Annotated in this window: 14 protein-coding genes and 1 pseudogene; 5 read left to right on the top strand and 10 right to left on the bottom strand. The window is 65.3% G+C overall.

Features of this window, described 5'->3' with window-relative positions:
• Nucleotide 1: 1 nt before the first annotated feature.
• The 4 genes from ACVILL_RS18930 to ACVILL_RS18915 all read right to left on the bottom strand — a co-directional run bounded on the left by ACVILL_RS18930 (nucleotide 2) and on the right by ACVILL_RS18915 (nucleotide 3,109).
• Nucleotides 2-733, bottom strand: coding sequence for an amino acid ABC transporter permease (locus ACVILL_RS18930; protein ID WP_456730439.1), 732 nt, complete (start codon nucleotides 731-733; stop codon nucleotides 2-4).
• A 151-nt stretch (nucleotides 734-884) separates the two neighbouring features.
• The gene (locus ACVILL_RS18925) at nucleotides 885-1,805 is read right to left on the bottom strand and encodes an amino acid ABC transporter substrate-binding protein (protein ID WP_456730438.1); all 921 of its coding nucleotides are present in this window, start codon (nucleotides 1,803-1,805) and stop codon (nucleotides 885-887) included.
• A 27-nt stretch (nucleotides 1,806-1,832) separates the two neighbouring features.
• A complete protein-coding gene (locus tag ACVILL_RS18920) occupies nucleotides 1,833-2,696 on the bottom strand; it encodes an alpha/beta fold hydrolase (protein ID WP_456730437.1) in 864 nt (287 codons plus the stop codon).
• Complete coding sequence (locus ACVILL_RS18915; RefSeq protein WP_456730436.1) at nucleotides 2,693-3,109, bottom strand: hypothetical protein; 417 nt, start codon at nucleotides 3,107-3,109, stop codon at nucleotides 2,693-2,695. Before ACVILL_RS18915 ends, ACVILL_RS18920 begins: the two co-directional genes overlap by 4 nt.
• 374 nt (nucleotides 3,110-3,483) lie before the next feature.
• On the opposite strand from ACVILL_RS18915, the gene ACVILL_RS18910 reads away from it, so the two are divergent.
• The 4 genes from ACVILL_RS18910 (at nucleotide 3,484) to petA (ending at nucleotide 7,548) form a co-directional block, all read left to right on the top strand.
• Nucleotides 3,484-4,452 (top strand): Bug family tripartite tricarboxylate transporter substrate binding protein, encoded by a 969-nt coding sequence (locus ACVILL_RS18910; RefSeq protein WP_456734296.1) that lies wholly within the window; start codon nucleotides 3,484-3,486, stop codon nucleotides 4,450-4,452.
• A 153-nt stretch (nucleotides 4,453-4,605) separates the two neighbouring features.
• Nucleotides 4,606-5,091 carry a tripartite tricarboxylate transporter TctB family protein gene (locus tag ACVILL_RS18905; RefSeq protein WP_456730435.1) on the top strand — a complete coding sequence of 162 codons (486 nt, stop codon included), beginning with the start codon at nucleotides 4,606-4,608 and terminating at the stop codon, nucleotides 5,089-5,091.
• A 9-nt stretch (nucleotides 5,092-5,100) separates the two neighbouring features.
• A complete protein-coding gene (locus tag ACVILL_RS18900) occupies nucleotides 5,101-6,609 on the top strand; it encodes a tripartite tricarboxylate transporter permease (RefSeq protein WP_456730434.1) in 1,509 nt (502 codons plus the stop codon).
• 285 nt (nucleotides 6,610-6,894) lie between these two features.
• Nucleotides 6,895-7,548, top strand: a complete 654-nt coding sequence (gene petA / locus ACVILL_RS18895; protein WP_456730433.1) for a ubiquinol-cytochrome c reductase iron-sulfur subunit — start codon at nucleotides 6,895-6,897, stop codon at nucleotides 7,546-7,548.
• 21 nt (nucleotides 7,549-7,569) lie between these two features.
• Here petA and ACVILL_RS18890 read toward each other — a convergent pair whose 3' ends face one another.
• The 3 genes from ACVILL_RS18890 to ACVILL_RS18880 all read right to left on the bottom strand — a co-directional run bounded on the left by ACVILL_RS18890 (nucleotide 7,570) and on the right by ACVILL_RS18880 (nucleotide 11,478).
• On the bottom strand, nucleotides 7,570-8,415 hold the full coding sequence (locus ACVILL_RS18890; protein ID WP_456730432.1) for an IclR family transcriptional regulator: 846 nt from the start codon (nucleotides 8,413-8,415) through the stop codon (nucleotides 7,570-7,572).
• Nucleotides 8,416-8,601: 186 nt separating this feature from the next.
• Nucleotides 8,602-9,891 carry an MFS transporter gene (locus ACVILL_RS18885; RefSeq protein ID WP_456730431.1) on the bottom strand — a complete coding sequence of 430 codons (1,290 nt, stop codon included), beginning with the start codon at nucleotides 9,889-9,891 and terminating at the stop codon, nucleotides 8,602-8,604.
• A gap of 201 nt (nucleotides 9,892-10,092) precedes the next feature.
• A complete protein-coding gene (locus tag ACVILL_RS18880) occupies nucleotides 10,093-11,478 on the bottom strand; it encodes a M20 family metallopeptidase (RefSeq protein WP_456730430.1) in 1,386 nt (461 codons plus the stop codon).
• 214 nt (nucleotides 11,479-11,692) lie between these two features.
• On the opposite strand from ACVILL_RS18880, the gene ACVILL_RS18875 reads away from it, so the two are divergent.
• Nucleotides 11,693-13,078, top strand: coding sequence for an LLM class flavin-dependent oxidoreductase (locus ACVILL_RS18875; protein WP_456730429.1), 1,386 nt, complete (start codon nucleotides 11,693-11,695; stop codon nucleotides 13,076-13,078).
• 270 nt (nucleotides 13,079-13,348) lie between these two features.
• Here ACVILL_RS18875 and ACVILL_RS18870 read toward each other — a convergent pair whose 3' ends face one another.
• The 3 genes and pseudogenes from ACVILL_RS18870 to ACVILL_RS18860 form a co-directional block, all read right to left on the bottom strand.
• A complete protein-coding gene (locus ACVILL_RS18870) occupies nucleotides 13,349-15,013 on the bottom strand; it encodes a thiamine pyrophosphate-binding protein (protein WP_456730428.1) in 1,665 nt (554 codons plus the stop codon).
• Nucleotides 15,014-15,143: 130 nt separating this feature from the next.
• Nucleotides 15,144-15,659 carry a GFA family protein gene (locus ACVILL_RS18865; protein ID WP_456730427.1) on the bottom strand — a complete coding sequence of 172 codons (516 nt, stop codon included), beginning with the start codon at nucleotides 15,657-15,659 and terminating at the stop codon, nucleotides 15,144-15,146.
• Between the two features lie 132 nt (nucleotides 15,660-15,791).
• A pseudogene (locus ACVILL_RS18860) lies at nucleotides 15,792-16,920 on the bottom strand (alkene reductase).
• Nucleotides 16,921-17,005: the final 85 nt, after the last annotated feature.

Raw genomic sequence — 17,005 nt, 5'->3', positions numbered from 1 at the left:
GTCATTTGCCCGTGATGTAGCCGGGGATCGCGACATAGCGCTCGAGGAAGCGCATCGCGGTCACCACGACGAAATTGAGAAGGAGATAGAGCACGGTCGCCGCCGTGAAGGCCTCGAACACCTGGAACGAGAACTCCTGCATCGAGCGCGCCTGCCCGGTCAATTCGATCAGGCCGATGGTGATGGCCACCGCGCTGTTCTTGATGGTGTTGAGGAATTCGGAGGTCAGCGGCGGCAGGATGATGCGGAACGCCATCGGCAGCAGCACATAGCGATAGGTCTGCACCGTGGTCAGGCCGAGCGCGGTCGAAGCCTGCTTCTGGCCGCGCGGCAGCGAGGTGATGCCGGCCTGCAATTGCACGGCAACGCGCGCCGACATGAAGAGGCCGACGCCGATCGCGGCCGTCCAGAACGGCGCATTCGGCAGCTGCTTCAGCCACAGCCCGGCCGATTTCGGCAGCAGCTCTGGCAGCACGAAGAACCACAGGAACAGCTGCACCAGCAGCGGCATGTTGCGGAAGAACTCGACCCAGCAGAAGCCGATCCACGACGCCGTCCGCGACGGCAGCGTGCGCAGCACGCCGATCACGGAGCCGGACACCAGCGCGATGATCCAGGCGAGCACCGATACCTTGACGGTGACCACCAGCCCCGACAGCAGCAGGTCGAGATAGGTGCCGGTCCCCATCGGGTTCGGCTCAAGAAAGATGTGCCAGTTCCAATTGTAGTTCACAGGTCCCCCACGCGGCCGCGCCGGTCACGCATTACGCCGACATCGCGAGCGGCGTCTATGCAAATGTCCGGCCATTCTCCTCCAAAAATGGCCGGACATGCTAGCTTTCAGGACCCGCGCCCGAAAGAGGGCGACGGGTCATACGCAGCGGTCAGTTGACCAGATAGGCATCCGGATCGGGCGAGTCCGACGGCTTCGCGAACTGCTTCTTCATCTCCGGTCCAGCCGGCGAGTTGAGATTGAGGCCCTTCGGCGGGATCTTCTGGGTGAACCACTTGTCGTAGATCTTCTGGCCCTCGCCGCTGGTGTAGAGCGCGGCGGTGGCGGCGTCGACGACCTTCTTGAACGGCGCATCATCCTTGCGCAGCATGATGCCGTACGGCTCCGGCTTGGAGAACGCATCCTTGGAGATGACGTAATCGTCCGGCGACTTCGAGCCGGCCACGAGACTTGCCAGCAAAATGTCGTCCATCACAAAGGCGACCGCGCGGTCGGTCTCGACCATCAGGAAGGCCTCGGCATGGTCCTTGGCCGGGATGATATTGACGCTGAGCCCGCGCGCGAGGTTGGCTTCGGTGAGCTGCTTGATGTTGGTGGTGCCGGCGGTCGAGACCACCGTCTTGCCCTTGAGGTCGTCGATCGAATTTATCTTGTTCGCCTTCTTCGTGACGTAGCGGCTCGCGGTCAGGAAGTGGGAATTGGTGAAGGAGACCTGCTTCTGGCGCTCGGCATTGTTGGTGGTCGAGCCGCATTCGAGGTCGACGGTGCCGTTGGCCATCAGCGGAATGCGCGTCGCCGAGGTCACCGGGTTGAGCTTGACCTCGAGCTTGTCGAGCTTCAGCTCCTTCTTCACCGCATCGACGATCTTGTAGCAGATGTCCATCGCGTAGCCGACGGGCTTCTGGTTGTCGTCGAGATAGGAGAACGGGATCGAGGAATCGCGGTAGCCGAGCGTGATCGCGCCGGTGTCCTTGATGTTCTTCAGCGTTCCGGTCAGCTCCTCGGCCTGCGCCTGGCTCGCGCCGAACGCGGCGGCGGCGAGCGCGAGGCCGATCAGATATTTGCGTGTCATACGTCTACTCCTTCGTGGAACGATGATTTAATGCGTGAGAATGTCGGCGAGGACGGGTGCGATGTAGCGGCGAAACTGCTCCGGATTCTCGCTCATCGGAAAATGACCGAGCTGCTCCATGATCGTGACGCTGGCGCCCCCTATTGCCGCTGCTGTCCGCCTCGTGTCCTCGGGCGTGCAGGAGAAATCATACTCGCCCGTGAGCAGATAGAGGTTGCATACTTTAGTATCGATTGACGCGACCCGGCCGCGCAAGTCGCCGTCGACACGGTAGAAATACAGGTCTCCCTCGAACACGCCGGGGCCGCCCTGCTTGTAGGCCCACAGCGTTTCCGTCCGCGCGGCTTGCGGACTCTGCGGGGCAATCAGCCCGGACACCAGCGCGGCGCAGACTTCGCCGCCGTGAACGTCGGGGCGGTTCAGCCAGCCGGTGTCATACCACGGCGCCTGGAAATCGGCAGCCTCGAGCCCGATCAGCGCGCGGAACTCGCTGGCATATTCGATCGCAAGGTTAAGCACGATGCGGCCGCCGATCGAGCAACCCATCACCACGGGCTTATCCAGCCGCAGCGCGCGGCAGAAGGCGCGGATGGTCTCGGTGTAGCGCGCAGTGGTGAGTTGGTATTCATCGCCGGTCCAGTGCATCGGCGGATTCGACTTGCCATGCCAGGGCATATCGAAGGCAATGATGCGGAAATTTTCGGCAAATTGCGCATCTGCGAGCAGATGCCGCCACTGCCGCGCGTCCGATCCCGCGGTGTGCAGGCAGACCAGCGGAATGCCCCTGCCGTTCTCCTCGAAATAGATGCGGTGCAGCTCGCCGCCGATCTCGACGTGAACGTAGCGGCCGACCATCGGCTCGATGTGACCGTTCATGATAGTGCCGCTCATGCTGCGGCCGCCGCGAAATGCTGCCGCGGCAGCGCCAGCAGGTCCTTGAAATATTGCAGGTGCGTCATGAAGGGATAAAGATCGCCTTCCAGCACCGCCTCGCCGCGCTTGGTCAGCGCCAGCAGATCGTGCCAGCCGGGCTTCGGCTCGGCCTGCCAATAGGCCGCCCAGGCCTGCGGCGTCGCCCGATAGGCGAAGCGCCACGAGCGCATCAGGACCGGCGCAGGCACGAGCTGGACGATCCGGCCGCTGCGGATCGCGGCATGAAACGGCCGCGCCATCGGGCCGATCAGGCAGTCGCAATCGAGCAGCCGCCCGCGCGAGACCAGCGCGGGAGCCCGGTCGAGCAATGCGGGAAGGCCGGCAAACGCCGTCGTCACAGCGTCGTCGGTGGCGTCAGGCGATAGCGTCATCTGTCGGGGAAAGTTTCCTGCGGGCGGACGACGCCATGATGGACCGGAAGGGCGCGGTCCCGCAAGGCACCGACGCCCTTTGGTTCCCCGGATTATTCGCTTGACCAAACGCCGCTTGCCGGTCAGGGCGCCGACCCGCGCCCCCACACCCTATGCAGCCAAAAACTGCCAATCGGTCCGACCAAGGACCGATCTAATTCCGCGGCTCGGCAGGCCGCGGCAGGCCAATTGTCGCAGCCGGCGCCTTCGCTCTTCCGTTGCCCGCGCCGTTCTGTCCAATGCGCTGTGACGTCCGTGCGATGACAGGGACGATCATTGCCAACGCCAAACAAGACGCGGCCGCGATCGAACGCGGCCACAAGGGAGAGATCGAGATGTCGCAGCGCAATCGCTTGATGGTCCTCGCCGCCGCCGCCGGCATGCTGATGTCGGTCGCGGCACAGGCGCAGGATTATCCGACCAAGCCGATCACGCTGATCGTGCCGTGGCCGGCGGGCGGCTCCACCGACATCTCGATGCGCGCGATCGCCGAGAGCGCCTCCAAGGTGCTGGGCCAGCCGATCGCGGTCGACAACAAGGCGGGCGGCGGCGGCACCGTGGGCCCCGCAACCATGGCCGCGGGCGCCAAGCCCGACGGCTACACCATCGCGCAGATCCCGATCACCGTGTTCCGCCTGCCACTGATGCAGGAGGTGTCGTGGGATCCGGCGAAGGATTTCTCCTACATCATCCACCTCACGGGCTACACTTTCGGCATCACCACCAATGCGGAGTCGCAGTTCAAGACCTGGCAGGACGTGGTCGACTTCGCCAAGAAGAATCCCGGCAAGGTGACCTATGCGACGCCGGGCACCGGCACCTCGCTGCATATCGGCATGGAGCAGATCGCGCTGATGGCCGGTGGGATCAAGCTGACCCAGGTGCCGTTCAAGGGCGGCGCCGAGACCAACGCCGCGGTGCTCGGCCAGCACACCATGCTGCAAGCCGATTCCACCGGCTGGCGGCCGCTGGTCGATGCCGGCAAGCTCCGCCTGTTGATGGTGTGGACCGGCGCGCGCTCGCCGAACTATCCCGACGTGCCGACGCTGAAGGAGCTCGGCTACCCGATGGTCTATGACTCGCCGTTCGGCATCGCCGGCCCCAAGGGCATGGACCCCAAGATCGTCGCCAAGCTGCACGACGCCTTCAAGAAGGCGATCGAGGATCCGGCCGTGATCGCGACGCTCGCCAAATACGACATGGTGCCGAACTACAAGAACACCGAGGACTACAAGAAGTTCGTGGTCGAGGTCACCGAGTCCGAGCGCAAGGTGATCGACACGCTCGGCCTGGCGAAGAAGTAGGACAGGCCGCGAAATCTCTCTCCGTCATTGCGAGGAGCGACCAGCGACGAAGCAATCCATCGTTCCGCACAGGCGGTGAAATGGATTGCTTCGCTTCGCTCGCAATGACGGGGATAGGTCGGTAGCCCCTTGCGACGCGACGAGAGCATCCCAATGACAGACCAAACCAACGTCAAACTCCGCCTCAACAATTCCGAGCTCTGGGGCGGCCTGATCGGGCTCGCGCTCGGCATCTTCGTGATCTGGTCGGGCCTGAAGCTCAAGCTCGGCACCATCAACGATCCCGGCTCCGGCTACGTGCTGTTCTACACCGGCATCCTGATGTGCGTGTTCGCGATCTCGATCATGATCGCGGCGGTCACCGAGGGCGGCCCGAGCTTCGCCTCGCGCTGGGAGAACGCGCGCTGGGGCAAGCCGGTCCTCGTTATCGTCTGCCTTACCGCGTTTGCCTTTGCGCTGGAGCCGGCAGGCTTCCTGCTGTCGGCGATCCCGCTGATGCTGCTGCTGTTGCGGGTGATCGATCCGGTGCGCTGGTCGCTGGCGATTCCGCTGTCCATCCTTGCCCCGCTCGGGATGTGGTGGGTGCTGAAGCACCTGCTCGCGATCCAGTTGCCGAGCGGCATGTTCGAGATCGGTTGAGCGCTGGCCATGGATACTCTCGTCAACGTCGCCCACGGCCTCGGCGTCGCGCTGCTGCCCGTCAATCTGCTCTACTGCTTCATCGGCGTCTTCATCGGCACGCTGGTCGGCGTGCTGCCCGGCATTGGCCCGATATCCGCGATGTCGCTGCTCTTGCCGGTGACGCTGTCGGGCACGCCGGAATCCGGCATCATCATGATGGCCGGCATCTATTACGGCTCGATGTATGGCGGCTCGACCACCTCGATCCTGGTCAACATCCCGGGCGAGGCCGCCTCCGTGGTCACCTGCATCGACGGACACCAGATGGCGAAGCAGGGCCGCGCCGGTCCCGCGCTCGGCATCTCCGCATTCGGCTCGTTCATTGCCGGCACCTTCTCACTGGTCGCGTTGATGCTGGTGGCGCCGTCGCTTGCCAGCGTCGCGATCGCATTCGGGCCGGCCGAATATTTCAGCCTGATGGTGCTCGGCCTCGTGGTGCTGACCTTCCTCACCCAGGGCTCGATGGCGAAGGCGCTGCTGATGGCCTGCATCGGTGTCGTGCTCGGCCTGGTCGGGCTCGACAGCATCACCGCGCAGCCGCGGCTGACCTTCGGCCGCATCGAGCTGATCGACGGCATCGGCCTCGTGCCGGTCGTGATGGGCCTGTTCGGCGTCGCCGAGGTGCTGCTCAACACCGAGCAGGCGATCAAGCGCGACATCATCAAGACCAAAATCACCCAGTTGCTGCCGAGCAAGGAGGATTGGAAGGCCAGCGCCGGACCGGTCGGCCGCGGCACCGTGCTCGGCTTCTTCCTCGGCATCCTGCCGGGCGGCGGCGCCGTGGTGGCGTCGTTTGCGTCCTACGCACTGGAGAAGCGGCTGTCGAAACATCCGGAGCGCTTCGGCCACGGCGCGATCGAAGGCGTGGCGGGGCCGGAATCCGCCAACAATTCGGCGGCCGGCGGCGCCTTCATTCCGCTGATGACGCTCGGCATCCCGCCGAATGTCGTGATGGCGCTGCTGCTCGGCGCCTTCGTGATCCATGGCCTGCAGCCCGGACCGCTGATGATCTCGCAGAACCCGACACTGTTCTGGGGCATCGTCGCCAGCATGTATATCGGCAATTTGATGCTGCTGGTGCTCAATCTGCCGATGATCGGCATGTGGGTGCAGCTGCTGCGGCTGCCCTACAACGTGCTGTTCCCGCTGATCATCCTGTTCACGATCATTGGCGTCTATTGCTCGAGCAACAACGTGTTCGACGTCCACGTCATGATCGCATTCGGCGTGATCGGCTATTTCATGCGCAAGCTCGGCTACGAGCCGGCGCCGCTCGTGCTCGCCTTCGTGCTGGGGCCGATGCTGGAAAACAATCTGCGCAAGTCGCTGATCCTCTCGCAGGGCGATCTGATGACCTTCGTGGAGCGGCCGATCTCGGCGATCTGCCTCGCCTTCGCGCTGGTGCTGCTGATCGGCCCGCTGCTGCCCTCGCTGCGCAGGAAGCGCGAGCTGGTGGCGCTGGATGAAGGGGCATGATCTCGCGCATCGCGTTCACCCTTGCCGGAAGATGGACTCGAATTAACAAAGCATCGCTGGCCGTCGCGGCCGGCGTCGCCATATGTCCTGATGCATGCGGTGAATAATCGCAGCGAGACGCACAGCCTCCGATCCTGACCAAGGACGCCGTCACTGGCTCGCTCTGGGCCAGGATCGGACGGTGCGCCGATTGTGAACAATCCGTCGGGATCGCCAAGCTCGATCACGCAACGCTTCGGTCGTCCGCGTTCCCCTCGCCTCCCCTTGGACAAGGAGGTCCCCGCGATGGCCGATCCTGTTTCCACGGCAAAAATCGCAACATCCGGTAAGGCCTCGCGCCGCGACTTTCTCTATGTCGCCACGGCCGCCTTCGGCGCGGTCGGCGCCGTTGCATCCATCATTCCCATGATCAGTCAGATGAACCCCGACGCCTCGACGCTGGCCGCGGGTGGACCCGTCGACCTGGACCTGTCGAAAGTCGCGCCGGGCCAGCAGGTGGTAGTGCGCTGGCGAACCCGGCCGGTGTTCGTGACCCACCGCACGCCGCAAGCCGTCGAGAAGCTGAAGGATCCGGCGCTGCTTTCCGAATTGGCCGATCCGCAATCGACCGAGTTGCAGCAACCGGACTACGTCGCGAACTGGCACCGTTCCGTGAAGCCGGAGTACGGCGTCGTGGTCGGCATCTGCACCCATCTCGGATGCATCCCGTTGTACCAACCGGACCCGAACGCGACCTCGCCCGCGCCGAACTGGCCGGGCGGCTATTTCTGCCCGTGCCACGGCTCCAAATACGATCTCGCAGGACGCGTCTATCATGGCGTGCCGGCGCCCTATAATCTGCCGGTTCCGCCGCATCACTTCCCGAGCGACACCATGCTCCGCGTCGGCGAGAACCCGCCGAACTCCGATTTCGAGTTTGCCACGATCCGGCAGATCTAGGCGGCGGGCACGTTTCGGTGGTCAGCCCGCCTTGGCCGCGCGCCCATTCTTTGGCGCCTGGGCCATCGCGCGGGCGAGCACCTGGGCTTCCTTCTTCAGTATGTCGGCGAGCTCGCTTTCGCGGCGGCGGATGCGGTCGGTCGCCGCGCCGATCGAGAGCGCGGCGACCACCTCGCCGGCGTCGTCGCGAACGGGAACGCCGACGCCGCCCATACCGGGGAATGCAGCATCGAGCAGCACGGTGTGGCCGGCCTTGCGCGCCAGCGCGATCCGCTCGCGCAGGAATTTTGGCGTGATGCGCGGCGATTTCGCCAGCCGCGGCACGATCACCTCGATGATGGCCTCGATCTCGGCATCCGGCAGCCAGACCAGAAGCGCCAGCGCGCCGGCGCCGACACCGAGCGGACGGCGGCTGCCGATCTGCAGATAATTCGGCTGCAGCGGATGGCTGCCGACCGAGCGCGCGAGATAGAGCGCCTCGACACCGGAGCGCACCGACAACAGCGCCGTATCCGCGGAGCGCTCCGACAGCCGCAACAGGCTTGGCTGCGCGAGCTCGGCGATATCGACCGAGCGGCGCGCGCCGACCGCCATCACCCGCGCCTCCTGGCCGAGCTCATAGGTCTTGGCGCCGGCGACCCGGCTGACGAAACCTTCCTCGATCAGCGAGTTGAGGATGCGCAGCGCGGTCGCCTTGTTCAGCGAGGTGGTGTCGGCGATGTCGGTTAGCCGCAGCGGCGAACGCTGCGCCAGCACGCGCAGGATCGCGCAGACCTTCTGGATCGCATTGAATTTGTCGGGTTGGCCCGGCTCCGGCAGAGGCCTCTTGCGGCTGGTCCGTGCGGTCGCAGTCGTGGAGGCGTTCATGTCCTGGCCTTCCTTGCCCTCAATCGAAATCCTGAGCCGGGCACGACGAAAAGACGCGCCCGGCGGCATCATCCTAAAACGGATGCTGCGCGCCGGACACCGTATACTTTCGTCAGATGAAACTCTGATCTCGACTATCCGCACTGCTTTGCAGCATTCGAGATATTCGAATTTCGTGTTACGAAATCAGGCGAGTCGCATGCGCCGGATCGTGAACAGCGCGCCAAGGCTGAGGATGCAGACCGCGGTGAGATAGTAGCCCGGCGCGAGTTCGCCGATCGGCGGAAAGCTCCCCATCCATGTCATGATCGCCGGCCCCATGCCGCCGAACACGGTGACGCCGATATTGTAGCTGAGACCGAGCCCGGTCGCACGCGTCGCGGGCGGAAACAGCTCCGACATCAGCGCGGCCAGCGGCCCGTAATACAGCGACTTGAGGATGCCGAGCCAGAGCACGCCGAACAGGATGACGGTCGGCGTCGGCTTGCCTGTGAGCAGCAGAAAGGCCGGGAAGATCGACACCAGCATCAGCAGCGCAAACAGGATCATGTGCGTGGTGCGTCCGATCTTGTCGGAGACGAGGCCCGCGATCGGCGCCAGCAGCGCGACCGCCGTCTGCGCGGCGAATGCGGCGATGAAGCCGACCGATGGCGCGAGATTGAGGGTCTTCACCACATAGGTCGGCATGTAGACGATCAGATAGTTGACCGCGGTCGACACCGCGAGCGCGCCGATCGCAAGGATCGTGGGAAGCATCTGCCGCGTGAACACCTCCACGACCGGTGAGCCCTGCTGCCCCGCCGCCGGCGGCGGGGTCGCATCGTCGACATGGTTGCGGATGTAGATGCCGACCGGGCCGATCAGCACGCCGAACAGGAACGGCAGCCGCCAGCCCCAGGATTGCAGGTCCTCGGGGCTCATCAGCGAGGTCAGGAGCGCACCGAAGCCCGCGCCCAGCAGGCCGCTGACGCCCTGGCTGGCGAATTGCCAACTCGCCACGAAGCCGCGCCGCTCCGGCATGTGCTCGACCAGGAAGGCGGTCGAGGAGCCGAACTCGCCGCCGGCGGAAAAGCCCTGCACCAGCCGAGCCAGCATCACCGCGATCGGCACCAGGATTCCGATCGTCTGATAGGTCGGCATCAGCGCCAGCACCAGCGTGCCAAACGTCATCAGCACGATCGACAGCATCAGCGAGGCCTTGCGGCCGTGACGGTCGGCATAGGCGCCGAGCACGATGCCGCCGATCGGGCGGATCAGGAACGACAGGCCGAACGAGCCGAAGGTCAAAAGCAGCGAGGTGGTCGGGTCATTGGCCGGAAAGAACGCCTTGGAGAGGTAGACCGCGAAATAGGCGTAGACCGAGATGTCGTACCATTCGAGCGCATTGCCGATCGAGGTGGCGACGATCAGGCGGGTGATGTTTTTCTTGTCGACCGTTGCTGCGCGCTGCGCGTCGGCCGGCGTTGATAGTGTCATCAGAATTTCCTTGGCAACGTCGTCCACCAATTGCTCGCCCCGTCATGCCCGGGTTTGCCCCGGGCATCCACGTTCATCCGTCATCCTGAGGTGCGAGCGCAGCGAGCCTCGAAGGATGCACGGCCCGGCTGGTGGCCGTCGATCCTTCGAGACGCGGCTGACGCCGCTCCTCAGGATGACGGGCAGGATGCGCCCCGCCCCTCAACCCTTGTGCGGTGCCTCGCCGAGATCCCAGAACAGGCCGGCCATGATGGTCAGAGCCTCCTCGGTCACCGGCAGCAGGATGTGCTCGTCGGGCGCGTGTTGCGAGCAGCCCGGATAGGAGTGCGGCACCCAGATCGTCGGCAGACCGAGGCCTTCCGAGAACACGTCGTTCGGCAGCGAGCCGCCGAAGTTCGGCAGCACCGCCGGCGCCTTGCCTGTCGTGGTGCGGATCGAGTTCGCCGCCCAGTCGATCCACGGGCTGTCCATGTCGGTGCGCGAGGCGCCGAAGCGTTGCGCGCCCGACACTTCGACCATCGGGAAGCCGTTCCTGTGCAGATGGTCGCGCACCCCGTCGATCACTTCGAGATACTTCGTGCCGACCACGAAGCGCAGTTGCAGCACCGCATTGGCATGGCCGGGAATCGCGTTGGCTGGCTTCTCGATATTGCCCGACGACATCGCCAGCACTTCCAGCGTGTTCCAGGCGTAGAGCCGTTCGGCCGCGGTCAGGCCCACCTCGCCCCAGTCCTCCGCCAGCTGAGGTTCGTCCGCCGATGGTTCGACCTTGACGTCGGCGAGCGCGGCGCGGACGCGGTTGGAGATCGGCGGCGGCTTCAGGATCTCGAGTTTCATGCGGCCCTTGCCGTCGACCAAGCTCGCGATCGCGTTGGCCAGGATCGTCGCCGGGTTGGCGAGCACGCCGCCCCAATTGCCGGAGTGATTGCCGCCCTCGCGCAGATTGACGTCGAGATGGATGCGGTTGCCGCCACGGCAGCCGAGGAAGATGGTCGGCCGCTCCGCCGACAGCCGCGGCCCGTCGGAGGCGATGAACAGATCGGCCTTCAGCTCCTCGCGATGCGCCTCGCAGACCTCGCGCAGGTCGGGCGAGCCGATCTCCTCGCCGGTCTCGATGATGAATTTGGCGTTGAAACCGAGCTTGCCGCCGCGCGCCTGCTTCACCGCCCGCAGCGCGGCCATGTTGATCGAATGCTGGCCCTTGTTGTCGGCGGTGCCGCGGCCGTAGACGCGATCGCCCTTGACAGTGGTCTGCCAGGGATTGAGCCCGTCGCGCCATTCGCCGACCATGCCGTCGACGACGTCGCCGTGACCATAGGTCAGCACGGTCGGCCGCGCCACGTCTTCCTGGTAGCCGGCGATCAGATAGGGCCCGCGGCCGGTCGGCGACTCGATCAGCCTTGTCTTGAACTCGAGCTCGGCGAAGGCCGGCTGCAAATTCTCCACCAGATAGGCGCGCAGTGCATCGGCCTTGTCGGCATTCAGGCTCTCGGTCTGGTAGCCGACCCTGCGGTCCAGTTCCTTCAAGAACTGTCCCGATTGAAAATGCTCTCGCACCTTTGCGATTGCGTCGGCCCGTGTCGCCATGATTGTTCCTTCGTCCGGTCGCGTCTTGGCATGAACTGATCGGAACGCCGCGTCGTGCATCCGGATCATGCTCCTTGAGGCGCGCAACCTATCGGGATCGGACCGCGACCGGAAGGGCAGGAAATGCGAATGGGCCTTGCCAAAACGGGGGAAGTCGCAACAAGTTGGTCGACGGGGAAGGCCCGGCATCGGGCAGGCGCTCAAGGTTTCGACAATGACAAAACAAATCCGGCTCAACGCCTTTGCCATGAACTGCGTGGCGCATCAGTCGCCGGGGCTGTGGACCCATCCGCGCGACCGCACCAAGGATTACAACAAGCTGTCCTACTGGACCGATCTGGCGAAGACGCTGGAGCGCGGCCGGTTCGACGGGCTGTTCCTCGCCGACGTACTCGGCGTCTACGACGTCTATGCCAATAGTCCGGATGCGGCGCTGCGCAACGCGGCGCAGACCCCGGCCAACGAGCCGCTGATGCTGATCCCGGCGATGGCCGCGGTGACCGAAAATCTCGGCTTCGGCGTCACCAGCAATCTCTCCTTCGAGCCGCCCTACCCGTTCGCGCGGCGGATGTCGACGCTCGACCATTTGACCAACGGCCGGGTCGGCTGGAACGTGGTGACCGGCTATCTCGATAGTGCCGCGCGCGGCGCCGGCAAGGACAAGCAGACCGCGCATGACGACCGCTACGAGCTCGCCGACGAATACATGGAGCTGGTCTACAAGCTCTGGGAAGGCAGCTGGGAGGACGACGCCGCGATCCGCGATGTCGCGCGCGGCATCTTCACCGATCCAAAGAAGGTGCATCGCGTGCAGCACGAGGGAGCCAACTATCGGCTCAACGCGATCCATCTGTCGGAACCGTCGCCGCAGCGCACGCCGGTGCTCTACCAGGCCGGCACCTCGCCGCGCGGCCGGCAGTTCGCGGCCGAGCACGCCGAATGCGTGTTCATGTCGGGCCCGTCGGCGAAGGTGATCGGCCCGCGGGTGTCCGCGATCCGCGAGCTCGCCGCCGCAAAAGGCCGCAACGCGGCCGAGATCCTGATGTTCTCGATGATGTGCATCGTGGTCGCGCCGACCGAGGCCGAGGCGAAAGCGAAATACGCCGAGTATCGCAGCCATATCAGCCACGAGGGCGCGCTGGCGCTGATGTCGGGCTGGACCGGCGTCGACTTCTCGACCTATTCGCTCGACCAGGAAGTCCGCCACGTGCAGAACGACGCCGGCCGTTCCGCGATGGACAACGTCACCCGCGCCGATCCCGACCGGGTCTGGACCGTGCGCGAGGTCGCCGAGCATGTCGGCATCGGCGGCGCCGGCCCGGTGGTGGTCGGCACGCCGGAGCAAGTCGCCGACAAGATCGAGCAATGGTTCGAGGACACCGACGTCGACGGCCTCAACGTCGCGTTCGCGATCTCGCCCGGCGATTTCGAGGACATCGCCGACATGCTGGTGCCGGAACTGACCAAGCGCGGCCGCTACAAGGAAGCGTATGCCAAGGGCACCTTGCGCGAGAAGCTGTTCGGCGAGGGCCGTGCGAAGCTCAACGACACGCATCCGGCGAGCCGGTATCGGGTGAAGCAGAGTGGTGCGGCGGAGTGACCTCCGCCGTCATTGCGAGCGAAGCGAAGCAATCCATCGCTCCGCGCATGCCGATGTATGGATTGCTTCGTCGCTACGCTCCCCGCAATGACAGCGGATAGTCCCGTCATCCTGAGGAGCGCGCTCTTGCGCGCGTCTCGAAGGATCGACGGCCACCGGCCGGGCCGTGCATCCTTCGAGGCTCGCTCCGCTCGCACCTTGTACTGGAGAGCCCTGCTATCTTTGTTGCGTTCAGGATGACGGGGATAGTTTGAGCGCACGCGGCGAATCTCAATTCACCGAATTGCTCACGACCACTTCGATCAGCTTCGCGCCCGGGCGGCTGAACGCCGACGTCATCGCGCCCTTGAGCTCCTGCGGGTCGGTGATCCTGATCGCCTCGAGCCCGAGCGAGCGGGCAAGCGCGGTGAAATCGACCGGCGGGTCGATGAAATCCATGCCGACATAATGATCGTCGCCATGGAAGGCGAGCAGGCGCTGCTTGATGATGCGGTAGCCGCCATTGTTCACGATGACGAAGGTCAGCGGCAGCTTGTGGTTGGCGGCGGTCCACAGCGACTGGATCGAGTACATCGACGAGCCGTCGCCGGAGTAGCACACCACCGGCCGCTCGGGATTGGCGAGGCTGACGCCGACCGCGGCCGGTAGGCCCCAGCCGATGCCGCCGGAGGCCAGCGCATGATAGCCGTAGCGGTCGCGATGCGGCCGCAAGCCGATGATCTGGCGCGACGAGGTCAGGCCCTCGTCGACCAGGATCGCGTTGTCTGGCATCGCCTCGACGACCTGCAGCGCAAGCCAATCCGGATCGATCGGCGAGGTGCGGCTTGCCTTCGATATCTGCTCGACCAGCGCCTTGCGCTTCGCCGCCCAGTTCTTCGTCGACAGCGCCGCGAGCCCTTGCGTTGCGCGCGCCTCCAGCGCGCTGCCGCCCGCCTCCTTCAATGCCGGCACCAGTGCGCGCAGCGTCTCCCTGACGTCGGCCTTGACCGCGATGTCGGCGCCATAGTTTTTGGCGAGATCGCTGTCGACCAGGCCGACCTGCACGATCGAGAGCCCATCCGGCAGCGGATCGACCTCGCTGTAGACGGACATCCGCAGCGGATCGCCGCCGAGCGCTATCAAGAGATCATGCGGCGCCAGCACGTCGCGCGCGACCTTCTGCAGCCGCGCGATCGCGCCCATGAAGCTCGGGCTCTCGGAGAGGAACTGCGCGCCATAGGGCGTCGACGACTGCCAGGCCGGGCAGCCCAGCGCCTCGGCGAGATCCGCCGCCTCGCGCAACGCATCGCTTTTCACGATCTCGTCGCCGACCACGATCACCGGACGCTCGGCCTTGAGGATGCGTGCAGCCAGCGCCTTGAGCGAATCCTCCGACGGCCTGACGCGCGTGTCGACGCGGGTCGCGCGGCCGAGCTCGATACCGGCTTCGGAATTGAGGATATCGCCTGGCAGCGAGATGAATACCGGTCCCGTGGGCGGTGTGGTCGCGATCTTGGCGGCGCGGCGCACGATCCGCGGCAAATCTTCGAGACGCGTCACCTCGACCGCCCATTTCACCAGGGGAGTGGCCATCTGCACCAGCGGGCCATAGAGCACCGGCTCGGTCAGGCCGTGGCCCTGTTCCTGCTGCCCCGCGGTCAGGATCATCGGCGTGCCGGTGAAGCTTGCGTTGTAGAGCGAGCCCATCGCATTGCCGAGACCGGGCGCGACATGGACGTTGCAGGCGACGAGCTTGCCGGAGGCACGGCTGAAGCCGTCGGCCATCGCGACGACAAGGCTCTCCTGCATCGCCATCACATAGGTGAGATCGGGATGATCCTTCAGCGCATGCATGATCGGCAATTCGGTGGTGCCGGGATTGCCGAACAGATGCGTGACGCCCTCATCCTTCAGCAGTGCCAGAAATGCCGAGCGGCCGGTAATGCGATTCTTCATGTTCCCTCCAGGCCTGCCGGCGCGTTGGCCGACGGGATCGAGGGGAGATGACCAAACTTGCGCGCGAGGGGCAATCGAGCGGCCGGTCATGGCCGCATTCCGCAGGCGCGCGCCTGAAGTCATGCGCGCCCTAGAACATGCCCTCGCGCTCGCTGCGCTTTTTCTTCTTCGAGCGCTGCCAGACCACGCCGGGATAGCCCTTCAGCGGCACCAGCGGCTCGCCGGTGTAGGCCCATTCCTGCAGTTCCTCGATCGCGATGTGATAGAGCGGCTGCCGGCCGGTGCGCCCCGAAAATAGCGCGCGCGGGATGTTGACCATATGCGGTGACCGCGCGCGTTCGTAGATGATCGGCGTGCCGCAATTGGCGCAGAAGCTGCGCACGGTCTTGCTCTTGGCGTCCTCGTAGCGCGACAGCTCGCTCTCGCCTTGCGTGATGCGGAAGCGCTTCTTCCAGCTGCCGACATAGGTCGCATAGACCGCACCATGGGCGCGGCGGCTGGCGGCGGTGTGATCGTGCCAGGCCCAGCGCGCCGGCACGTCGATCTCGAACCGCACCTTGCCGCACAGGCACTGGCCGGCCGCAGGCTTCGCCAGCGCCACCGGCTTTGGCTTCTTGGTCGGCTCGAATTCGTCGTCCGGAAACATCGGGGGACTCCCGGTTGGCTCACCGAGCTATCGTAGCCCGGATGCAGCGAAGCGAAATCCGGGGACGGTCGATCCGCGGGTGCAGAGGCCCCGGATTACGCTACGCTGCATCCGGGCTACAGAGCGGCGGAGTCAGGCCTGCGCCAGCTCGTCGTGCACGGGATAATCCGTGTAGCCCTTCTCCTCGCCGGCATAGAAGGTCGCGCGGTTGTATTTGGTCAGGGGATAACCGCGCTGCAGGCGGCGCGGCAGGTCCGGATTGGAGATGAAGTAGCGGCCGAACGCGATCGCGTCGGCGTGGCCCTCGGCGAGCGCGCGTTCGGCGCTGTCACCGACGAAATTGCCGGCCGTGATCAGCACGCCGCTCCACATCGGGCGGTACAGCACCATCGCCGACGGCACGTCCTTCCAGTCGACGTCGGCGCGGCCGGTGCCCGAGGCACGCGGCTCGATGAAATGCAGATAGGCGAGCCCGAACTTGTCCAGCGCCTTGATGGCGTGGCTGTAGAGCGGCATCGGGTCGGCCTCGCCGCTGCCGTTGGCAATGCCGTAGGGCGACAGCCGCACGCCGACGCGGTTGGCGCCCCACACCTCGGTCACCGCCTGCGTCACCTCGAGCAGGAAGCGGACGCGGTTCTCGATTCCGCCGCCATACTGGTCGGTCCGCAGATTGGTGCGCGATTGCAGGAACTGCTCGATCAGGTAGCCATTGGCGCCGTGGATCTCGACGCCGTCGAAGCCGGCGGCGAGCGCGTTCTTCGCGCCCTGCCTATAGGCCTCGACCATCAACGCGACCTCGCTGGTCTCGAGCGCGCGCGGCGTCTCATACTCGACCACCTTGCCGTCCGCCGTCATGCACTTGAACTCGGCGGGGATCGCGACCGCCGACGGCGCCACCGGCAGCGCGCCGCCGGGCTGGAACGAGGAATGCGAGACGCGGCCGACGTGCCAGAGCTGCAGGAAGATCAAGCCGCCCTTGGCGTGCACGGCATCGACCACCTCGCGCCAGCCCGCGATCTGGGCCTCGCTGTAGATGCCGGGAACGCCGGGATTGCCGAAGCCGGTGGCGACCACGGGCGAAGCTTCCGCGATCAGCAGGCCGCCCGGCGTGGCGCGCTGCGCATAATATTCCGCGTTCATCGGCCGCGGCGCGAGGCTCGGCGCGCGCCGCCCGCAGCCGCGTCAGCGGCGCCATCACGACGCGATGCTTGAGCTCGTAAGGACCGACCTTGAGCGGAGAGAACAGCGACGGAGGATTCATGCCTGCCCCAAATATTCTTACGTGGTTTCCATTTTATTCCGGGCGTGCTCCGCCCGGAAAACCGGTTACCACTCTTATGGATCAT

It is taken from the genome of Bradyrhizobium sp. USDA 3364 (assembly GCF_054056355.1).
This window is presented reverse-complemented; position numbering and strand designations above follow the sequence as displayed.

Excerpts from the sequence above, each read along its gene's own strand:
- ACVILL_RS18925 (WP_456730438.1), bottom strand. The coding sequence starts at position 1,805 with ATGACACGCAAATATCTGATCGGCCTCGCGCTCGCCGCCGCCGCGTTC.
- ACVILL_RS18920 (WP_456730437.1), bottom strand. The coding sequence starts at position 2,696 with ATGAGCGGCACTATCATGAACGGTCACATCGAGCCGATGGTCGGCCGC.
- ACVILL_RS18915 (WP_456730436.1), bottom strand. The coding sequence starts at position 3,109 with ATGACGCTATCGCCTGACGCCACCGACGACGCTGTGACGACGGCGTTT.
- ACVILL_RS18910 (WP_456734296.1), top strand. The coding sequence starts at position 3,484 with ATGTCGCAGCGCAATCGCTTGATGGTCCTCGCCGCCGCCGCCGGCATG.
- ACVILL_RS18905 (WP_456730435.1), top strand. The coding sequence starts at position 4,606 with ATGACAGACCAAACCAACGTCAAACTCCGCCTCAACAATTCCGAGCTC.
- ACVILL_RS18900 (WP_456730434.1), top strand. The coding sequence starts at position 5,101 with ATGGATACTCTCGTCAACGTCGCCCACGGCCTCGGCGTCGCGCTGCTG.
- petA (WP_456730433.1), top strand. The coding sequence starts at position 6,895 with ATGGCCGATCCTGTTTCCACGGCAAAAATCGCAACATCCGGTAAGGCC.
- ACVILL_RS18890 (WP_456730432.1), bottom strand. The coding sequence starts at position 8,415 with ATGAACGCCTCCACGACTGCGACCGCACGGACCAGCCGCAAGAGGCCT.
- ACVILL_RS18885 (WP_456730431.1), bottom strand. The coding sequence starts at position 9,891 with ATGACACTATCAACGCCGGCCGACGCGCAGCGCGCAGCAACGGTCGAC.
- ACVILL_RS18880 (WP_456730430.1), bottom strand. The coding sequence starts at position 11,478 with ATGGCGACACGGGCCGACGCAATCGCAAAGGTGCGAGAGCATTTTCAA.
- ACVILL_RS18875 (WP_456730429.1), top strand. The coding sequence starts at position 11,693 with ATGACAAAACAAATCCGGCTCAACGCCTTTGCCATGAACTGCGTGGCG.
- ACVILL_RS18870 (WP_456730428.1), bottom strand. The coding sequence starts at position 15,013 with ATGAAGAATCGCATTACCGGCCGCTCGGCATTTCTGGCACTGCTGAAG.
- ACVILL_RS18865 (WP_456730427.1), bottom strand. The coding sequence starts at position 15,659 with ATGTTTCCGGACGACGAATTCGAGCCGACCAAGAAGCCAAAGCCGGTG.